Source organism: Acinetobacter stercoris (genome assembly GCF_900323515.1).
GTDB classification, from domain to species: Bacteria; Pseudomonadota; Gammaproteobacteria; order Pseudomonadales; family Moraxellaceae; genus Acinetobacter; species Acinetobacter stercoris.
Map to the genome: position 1 here is coordinate 1 of NZ_OOGT01000181.1, position 8,580 is coordinate 8,580.

Here is an 8,580-nt window from a genome sequence, read left to right on the forward strand (position 1 = left end):
ATCTATATCACTTTAAAAAAGCATTAAAAATAAAATCAATAAGTTAAAATTCAATTATTAATTTTAACTAAAATAGCGTCATAAAGTCTTTAAAGTTTTTTAAACAAGTTAACCGACGAATAAAAAAATACGTTTTATATCTTGATATGATCGGATCAGAAGAAAGTGACTATAACTTTTTAACAACAGACATCTATTGACTTCAAATTAGTTAAAAATGAGGTGGATCTAAAGATTTTTTTAATTAGAAATTATTAAACCTCAGTTTAGTTATTTAATATTTAAATAACTTGATTGTAAAAATATCAATTGGATTATTCTTTCAAACTGGACAAATATAAAAGTCGGTTACGAACAAGTTTGAAGGAGTCAGGTCATGGATGAACCTGTACGTATAGCCATTATTGGTGGTGGCATTGCAGGATTAGCTCTCGCAACCCAGTTGGTTAAATATCCCCATCTTGATGTACATCTATATGAAGCAGCAGCACAATTTTCTGAAATTGGTGCAGGTATCTCTTTCGGTGCAAATGCTGTTAAAGCCATTGAACTACTAGATTTGGCTAATGAATATCACACAATCGCAGATAAGGTTGCAGCACCTTACACTGATGTCTGGTTTCAATGGCGCAATGGTTATACGGATGAATACCTTTCAGCATCAATAGCAAAAAATGTTGGCCAATCTTCAGTACATCGGGCTGATTTTTTAGATGCCATTGTCTCTAAGATGCCGATCAAAAACTCACATTTCGCAAAAAAAATCCTGTCTATTCATGAAGAGAACCAAGAAATTACTTTAACTTTTCAAGATGGTGCAAAAATAACTTGTGATTATGTCATTGGTGCTGATGGCATTCACTCTACTGTCCGGGAACATGTGCTACGGTCCCACAACTTACCTATTATAAAACCAGTTTTTTCGGGCACTTGGGCATATAGGGGAATTATTCGATATCAGGATTATAAAAATGCAATTCAAAAGTTAGGAGCTGATCCTGAAATTGCAGATGTCCCACAAATGATGCTAGGCAAAGATAAGCATATTTTAACCTTCCCAATCCGTCAGGGTGAGGAAATTAATATTGTCGCATTCAAATCTAACCGTAATAATCCTATACTCGCTCCTGATACACCTTGGACTAAAACAGTTTCCAAACAGCAAATGCTAGATGATTTTGCAGACTGGAGTGATAGCTGCAAAGCATTATTAAATCTGATCGATAATCCCACAGTTTGGGCATTACATGAAATACAGGAACTTAATTCATATCAAAGTAAATCGGGCCGGATCATTATTATAGGTGATGCAGCGCATGCCATGTTACCACATCAAGGAGCAGGAGCAGGTCAGGGCTTAGAAGATGCTGCTTTACTCGCGCATTTATTTTCAAACTCCAATATTGACATTCACTCTCTATGTAAAATATCTGATATTTATCAAAAAATTCGTCTAGAACGAGCATGTAATGTGCAGCGAACATCACGTGAATCTGGCGAAATTTATGAACTTTATTCAGCAGAATTTTCCGATTTCAGCTCAATTGGAGAGCATTTAGAACATCGCTTTGACTGGTTATGGAATCACAATATAGAGCAGGATATAGCCGAGGCTAAAATCCAGCTTCAACATGATTTACTCAGTCAACAGCCCACCGAATCCTACGCGCTGTAGGTGTCCTAAAATGTTTCGTTTCGTCAAAAAATGGATTTTTCTTGCATCAGGTCTGTTATTCGGATTTCATATATGAAGTTTGTATAGCAACCTAAACGAAGCATTTTAGTTTTGGGTGATTTCACCCAGTGTGGGTATTTAGGATGAATACCCACACACCATTAGTAAGGCAATCAAATGGACTTAAGCCTCATTCGTGTTTTTGTCACTATCTACGAAACTAAAAATATCAGTCATGCTGCAGAACGTTTAAATCTGAGTCAACCTTCGGTGACTTATAACCTCAATAGATTACGGCAACAACTTCAAGACCGTTTATTTATTCGTGGTCGGGTTGGAGTTGAACCGACCAAGATTGCTCAGGAACTATACCCAACCTTTAAACAAGCTATTTATAATATTGAGTCAGCTATTGCAGAAGTGCAGGATTTCAATCCACGTACATCACACAAGACTTTTCGGATTGGTATGTCTGATATTGGCGAGATTTGCCTATTACCGAGTCTCATCGCACATTTGGCTTTACATGCACCCAATATAAAAATTGAAGTTGAAGAAATACAATCAGATAAAGTAGAAAACTGGCTCATAGATGGTTTTCTGGATATTGCTGTTTTTAATCGCCAGCATACCCATATGCCAAATATTGAAACACATCAATTATTTGAAGAGCGCTATGTATGTTTACTCAGAAAAGATCATCCTCGCATCAAAGAACAACTAACAATGCAACAGTATCTGTCAGAAAAGCATGTTGCCATTAAATCATCAACAGGTCATATACAGGTCGACAAAACATTAAAAGAACTTTGCAGATCACGTGATATTGGTTTGGAAGTACCACACTTTAGTGTTTTACAAGGTGTACTGGAGCAAACTGATTTACTGGTCACTTTGCCCTCAAGGGCTGCCAAATATTATTTAAAAAATTCCGATGTAAACTGTTTCGAACTCCCTTTCAAAACAGATTTATTTGTTGTTAGCCAAAACTGGTTTAAACGTAGTGATGACGTTGTTGCCAGAAGATGGCTCATTCAAACAGTGCAACAAATCTTTGAAAAACTATAAAAATATTTGTCAGAAAAATGAATCAACGTATAAATTCCAGCTTCACTACATCAATATCCGTAGGACGATGACGGTGTGAATCAACCTCTCCAATCACACGTATCTGTGTACCAGGTTTCAATTGGGCAGGAGTTGCCAAGTCATCATCTATTTCAACGATGATACTGCCTGTTGTATCTTTCAGTTCATAATGTTCTTTTTTGGTTTGTCGAACAATATCTCCTGTTAATGTAACTGCTGTTTCATCAACAGTTTTTTTTGCTTCGGCAATGGTAATATGATTATTTTCAGCTTCTGCAATAATCTGGTGATCTTCTTTTGCCCAAGTACTCATTGAGAAAACAGAACATATCCCCACCGCAAATAATATAGATCTAATTTTCATTATTCCCCCTTAACCTCATAATCATAAAAATTTAAAATAACTAATTTTTAAATGAAGTAATAATTTAAAGTGTAATATTTTTTAAATTAATCGGCTAAGTGCTTAATAATCTGGCAATGGTCAATTGTGGTATCGTTTTGACAAAGCTGTCTTAATTGCTGTAATTCGCTTTGAAATTTTTGCAACTCTCTTATTTTTTCATTTACTTTCAAAATATGTTGTTCAACCAGTTGATCAACAACCTGACATCCTTGTTCTGGATGTCTAATGAGTTCCATCAACTGAGATATTTCATCCAAAGACATATCCAAAGCACGACAACGTTTAATAAAAACAAGCCTTTTTAATGCTTCTTGATCATAGTACCGATAATTATTAACTGCCCGAAAACTCGGCTCAATCAGATTCTTTTTCTCATAAAAACGAATGCTATCCACACTAAGCTGAGTCTGTTTTGCCAATTCATGGATTAAATAATTTTTCATGGCTTGACCTTGGAGTTAGTCCATAGTTTTGAATAAGAATAGTACAAATAGTGGAGCATTGAAATGGCATGTTCTTGTAGTCATGAACCAGTTAAACCCAACAGCAAATTTAGAACAGCGTTATGGATTGCCCTTATTTTAAATCTGAGCATGTTTTTTGTTGAACTCATCGGTGGGATGTATGCAAATTCTGTATCGCTTTGGGCTGACTCCTTGGATTTTTTTGGTGATGCAGTAAATTATGCCATTTCACTGGCTGTATTAGGAATGAGCCTATATTGGCGGGCAACCGTTGCCTTAGTCAAAGGCTTGACGATGGCTACTTTTGGACTGGTTGTACTGATAAAAACTTTATATGCATATACTCAAGGTATCCCACCCGAAGCAATCACTATGGGTGTTATTGGTATTCTGGCACTGGTTGTTAACGTGATTGCTGCCGTGGTTTTATATGCTTTTCGCGAAGGTGATTCAAACATGCAATCAGTTTGGCTCTGTAGCCGTAATGACGCGATTGGCAATGTTGCCGTGATTTTTGCCGCAATTGGTGTATTTGGTACAGGCAGTGTTTTACCTGATTTGATCGTTGCCTTGATTATGGCAAGTTTAGGGCTAAGTGCGGGTTATCGGATTATCAAAACTGCCATCATCGAACGAAAAGAAACAATGCATTTACACGCAAAGCATGAATAGATAATAAAACCAATAATTTAAAAATTTTAGATTACTGGTTTTTAAATAAATGAACTGTTACTTGCCAATACAAAACGATCCAAAAATCTTTCCTAAAAGATCATCAGCGCTAAAGTCACCTGTGATTTCTCCGAGGACATTTTGGGCTAATCGTAGCGATTCGGCAACCAACTCACCCGCATGATATTCAACTAACTGTACACGAGCCTCAGCCAGATACTGTTGAGTACGCTTCATTGCATCTAAATGGCGCGTTCTGGCAATAAAGGTATCTTCTTCAGGATGAAAGCCTGCATGCGCTGTAATCGCCTCTATAAGCGCTTGTACGCCCATTTCCTGCTTAGCTGAAACAGTAATCTGTCTAAAACCCTGATAATCGTTTAACTGGGGTGCTTGACCTGTCAGATCACACTTATTACCAATCAACATTAGACGTTTAGGTTCAATATGTTCAGCAAAATAATTTTTAGCGAGTTCTAAGGGGTCATCACCTTGGCTTAAGTCATAAACCAAAAGCAATAGATCCGCCTGCTCAATTTCTTTAATCGCACGGCGGATACCTTCTTTCTCAACCACATCTCCAGTTTCACGAAGACCTGCGGTATCTGTCAGGGTAATCGGCAAACCATTCAAAGTGATTTTTTCATGCAGAACGTCTCGCGTAGTTCCAGCAATATCCGTCACAATGGCACGTTCAATTCCTGCCAAGGCATTTAACAAGCTGGATTTGCCTGCATTGGGCTTGCCTGCGATAACCACCTGTAAACCTTCACGCAATAACTGTCCCTGACGGGCAGACTGCTGAACAGCTTTAACAGAAGACTGTACATCTTCAAGCAAAGCTAAAATTTTCCCATCCGCCAAAAAGTCGATTTCTTCTTCTGGAAAATCAATCGCAGCTTCCACATGCAGACGTAAATGGATCAATTTTTCTAAAACAGTATTTACTTTATTTGAAAATGCGCCTTGTAAAGAGCGCACAGCCGAACGTGCAGCCGCTTGAGAAGTTGCATCAATCAAATCGGCAATTGCTTCAGCCTGAACCAAGTCCATTTTGCCATTTTCAAAAGCACGCAGGGAAAACTCACCAGCTTTTGCTGCTGTTGCACCTAGCTCCAGTAAACGGGCAAGCAGGGCATTTTGAATCACAGGTCCACCATGACCTTGGAGTTCTACGACATCCTCACCAGTAAATGAGTTTGGATTTGGGAAACAAATCACCAATCCTTCATCCATAACCTGCCCATGCTCATCATAAAACTGGCGAAAACCTGCCATACGTGCCTTAGGCAATGTTTTTTGAGTCAAAGATTCTGCAATTGCATACGCCTTTGAGCCTGAAAGGCGAATCACCCCCACACCACCACGACCAGGTGGCGTGGCAATTGCAGCAATTGTGGTTTGAGCAGGTGTATTCATCATCCAGTTTATCTCTTATTTCAAGTCAATAAAAAATCCGCCTAAGATTACCATCTTAAGCGGATTTATTCAGCTATTGCTTAACTTTGTTTAAATCAATTAAGCCGCTTCTTTTTTGGCGTTTTCAACACTCTTGTTGATAAACCATTGCTGGGTAATCGTAATCGTATTGTTCACAATCCAGTAAAGTACCAAGCCTGCTGGGAAGAACAACATGAATACCGTGAACATAATCGGCATGATTTTAAATACTTTCGCTTGCATTGGATCAGCAGGCTGAGGATTCAACATTTGCTGGATGAACATGGTCGCGCCCATGATCAATGGCAAGATAAACCATGGATCCATTGCAGACAAATCCTGTATCCAAAGCATCCAAGGTGCATGACGAAGTTCTACAGACTCCATCAGTACCCAATACAATGCTAGGAAAATCGGCATTTGAATCAGAAGTGGTAAACACCCAGAAAGAGGATTTACTTGTTCACGTTTATAAAGCGCCATCATTTCTTGAGAGAAACGCATGCGATCTTCACCAAACTCTTCTTTCATGCGTTGCATTTCTGGCGCAATCACACGCATTTTCGCCATAGAACGATAGCTCTTAGACGATAATGGCCAAAGAATCAGTTTAACAACCACCGTTAATAGAATGATTGACCAACCCCAGTTTCCAACGATGTTATGGAAGAATTGCAAACCAGCAAATAATAATTTAGCAATCGGCCATAACCAGCCATAATCTACAGTCTGATTTAAACCAACAGCCAAATCTTTCAACTCTGACTGGATTTTTGGACCTGAGTAGAAAGTTGCATCAACTGTCATGGCTTTACCAGCAGGAACATTAATCATTGGTGATGTAAAACCAATAATATTCATGCCATCAGCAGACTTACGCGATTCAAGTTTTGCTGTGTATTCCTGATTACCAAAATGACCTGGAATCCAAGCGCTCACAAAATAATGTTGAACCATTGCCACCCAACCACCTTTTGCTTCAGTGCTGAGTTTATCTTCATTAAAATTAGCAAATTTCAACTTGTTATAATGTTCATCAGGCGTACCCCAAGCACCACCCAAAAATGTGCCTAGAGTAAAAATACCTTGTGATGATTTACCTGGATCTTCTGAGTCATCACGTTTCAATTGACCAAACATCTGACCTTGCCAGTTTTGCGCACTACGGTTCACCACCTGATAGCTGACATTCACTGGATAATCACCTTGTTTAAAGGTATACGTTTTAATGATTTCAACACCATCTGCAGTCTTGAATACCATTGGGACAGATAAAACTTTTTCGGTTTTTCCGTCCTTATTCACATCTTTTGCATCTGACAGAGTGTAATCAGTTTTTTCAGTCACATATGTTGGACGACCAGCACGGCTACTATCTGGACCATTAGCACCAATTAAACCAGATTGAGCAACATAAGTACGTTTTGCATCACTCTCAAGCATTACAAAAGGCTGATTACTGTCTTTGGACTGATCATGATTGAGTAATTCAACACGAACAATATCACCACCTTTTGGACTAATGAAAAGATGATAAAGGTCAGTTTTCACTGAAATCAGATTTTGATTCGCAGTGGTATTTGTTGTAGCTGGACTTTGTGTTGTCGCAGTACTTGCTTGCGGAACATCGCTAGATGCCGCTGGATTTTGAGCATTAGGCAAATCTGCAGATACATCATGTGCGACGACAGCCGTTTTTTCCTGAACTGTAGGCGCTTGATTACCATAATCTTTTTGCCATGCCAAAATAAGCAAATAAGCGGTGACTAGCATAGCCCCGATAATTGCAAACCTGGCCCATTGTTGCATATGTATTACCCCAAGTGGTTAGAGTGATGTTGTACCATTAAATGTTCACGAAAGGGTACAGCAATGTGAAGCATTTGAGAATCTATTTGCTGAAATGAAATAAAACGAATTGCTTTTTTAGGTACAGGATCAAAACCATGCCCACCCCAGGGGTGACAGCGACAAATGCGCTTCGCAGCAAGCCAAGTTCCTTTCATCGCGCCGTGTGTATGAATCGCTTCTAACGAATATTGAGAACAAGTTGGAATGTAACGACAACGAGGCCCAATCAGCGGACTAATCGCAATTTGATAGAAACGAATCAACCAATGCAAAAAACGAACCATTGGTCATATCTCTATTTATGAGGAGAAGAAACGGCTATTTTATGATGCTTTTTAGCCTGACGCTGTAATTTCTGCCAAGCAAATTGTAACTGCTGATGCAATTCAGCATTTGATATTGCTTCTATACCAACTTTAGGCATAACAACAATATCTAATAAGTCGATTTGCTGTTGGTGTAAGCGAAAGCTTTCCCGAGCAAGGCGTTTTATTCTATTTCTTTCATGCGCACGGCGCACTTTTTTCTTAGCAACAACAATACCTAAACGGCTTTTCAGCTGTTCAGTCGGTTTTGCTAAAAATAAGAAATGGGGTTGATGCACTTTAAAAAGCGCACCATCAAACACACTTTTGTAATCCGAGGCACAATGTATACGAACATCTGTACCAAAACTATAAAGTGTCATAACACCCAAGTCGTAGCATTAACTATTTATATTAAACAGTTAAGCTATGGCGACCTTTTGCACGACGACGAGCTAACACTTGACGACCAGCTTTAGTAGCCATACGAGCACGGAAACCATGAACACGCTTACGCTTTAATTCAGATGGTTGAAATGTACGTTTCATATTGAAACTCCAAAAATGATCTTTGTATAAAGGTTCGCGATTGTATTGTGCATTGTTTGTGCTGTCAATGAATATGCGCTTTTCTTTTATATATTCGCACTATTTTTATTCATTTCTACATTTATGAAC

General features: G+C 38.6%; 10 protein-coding genes. 3 read left to right on the forward strand and 7 right to left on the reverse strand.

Annotation, left to right across the window (positions count from 1 at the left end):
• Positions 1-376: 376 nt before the first annotated feature.
• Positions 377-1,675, forward strand: coding sequence for a salicylate 1-monooxygenase (gene salA, locus KPC_RS15495; protein WP_121975260.1), 1,299 nt, complete (start codon positions 377-379; stop codon positions 1,673-1,675).
• Positions 1,676-1,852: 177 nt separating this feature from the next.
• Entirely contained in the window at positions 1,853-2,743 is an 891-nt protein-coding gene (locus KPC_RS15500) for a LysR family transcriptional regulator (protein ID WP_121975261.1), read from the forward strand.
• Positions 2,744-2,765: 22 nt separating this feature from the next.
• On the opposite strand, the gene KPC_RS15505 is transcribed toward KPC_RS15500, so the two are convergent.
• Together KPC_RS15505 and KPC_RS15510 are read right to left on the reverse strand one after the other, a co-directional pair.
• Complete coding sequence (locus tag KPC_RS15505) at positions 2,766-3,128, reverse strand: NirD/YgiW/YdeI family stress tolerance protein (RefSeq protein WP_121975262.1); 363 nt, start codon at positions 3,126-3,128, stop codon at positions 2,766-2,768.
• A gap of 86 nt (positions 3,129-3,214) precedes the next feature.
• Positions 3,215-3,613, reverse strand: coding sequence for a Cd(II)/Pb(II)-responsive transcriptional regulator (locus tag KPC_RS15510; RefSeq protein WP_121975263.1), 399 nt, complete (start codon positions 3,611-3,613; stop codon positions 3,215-3,217).
• A gap of 63 nt (positions 3,614-3,676) precedes the next feature.
• Here KPC_RS15510 and KPC_RS15515 point away from each other — a divergent pair, with 63 nt between their 5' ends.
• Positions 3,677-4,306, forward strand: a complete 630-nt coding sequence (locus KPC_RS15515; RefSeq protein ID WP_121975264.1) for a cation transporter — start codon at positions 3,677-3,679, stop codon at positions 4,304-4,306.
• A gap of 57 nt (positions 4,307-4,363) precedes the next feature.
• Here KPC_RS15515 and mnmE read toward each other — a convergent pair whose 3' ends face one another.
• The 5 genes from mnmE to rpmH all read right to left on the reverse strand — a co-directional run bounded on the left by mnmE (position 4,364) and on the right by rpmH (position 8,451).
• Positions 4,364-5,728 (reverse strand): tRNA uridine-5-carboxymethylaminomethyl(34) synthesis GTPase MnmE, encoded by a 1,365-nt coding sequence (mnmE, locus tag KPC_RS15520; protein ID WP_121975265.1) that lies wholly within the window; start codon positions 5,726-5,728, stop codon positions 4,364-4,366.
• Positions 5,729-5,824: 96 nt separating this feature from the next.
• On the reverse strand, positions 5,825-7,555 hold the full coding sequence (yidC, locus tag KPC_RS15525; protein ID WP_121975266.1) for a membrane protein insertase YidC: 1,731 nt from the start codon (positions 7,553-7,555) through the stop codon (positions 5,825-5,827).
• Positions 7,556-7,560: 5 nt separating this feature from the next.
• Complete coding sequence (yidD, locus tag KPC_RS15530; RefSeq protein ID WP_121975267.1) at positions 7,561-7,881, reverse strand: membrane protein insertion efficiency factor YidD; 321 nt, start codon at positions 7,879-7,881, stop codon at positions 7,561-7,563.
• An 11-nt stretch (positions 7,882-7,892) separates the two neighbouring features.
• Positions 7,893-8,285: a ribonuclease P protein component gene (gene rnpA, locus KPC_RS15535; protein ID WP_121975268.1), complete on the reverse strand. Its 393-nt coding sequence runs from the start codon at positions 8,283-8,285 to the stop codon at positions 7,893-7,895.
• Positions 8,286-8,316: 31 nt separating this feature from the next.
• Positions 8,317-8,451 (reverse strand): 50S ribosomal protein L34, encoded by a 135-nt coding sequence (gene rpmH, locus KPC_RS15540; RefSeq protein WP_000831329.1) that lies wholly within the window; start codon positions 8,449-8,451, stop codon positions 8,317-8,319.
• Positions 8,452-8,580 lie beyond the last annotated feature (129 nt).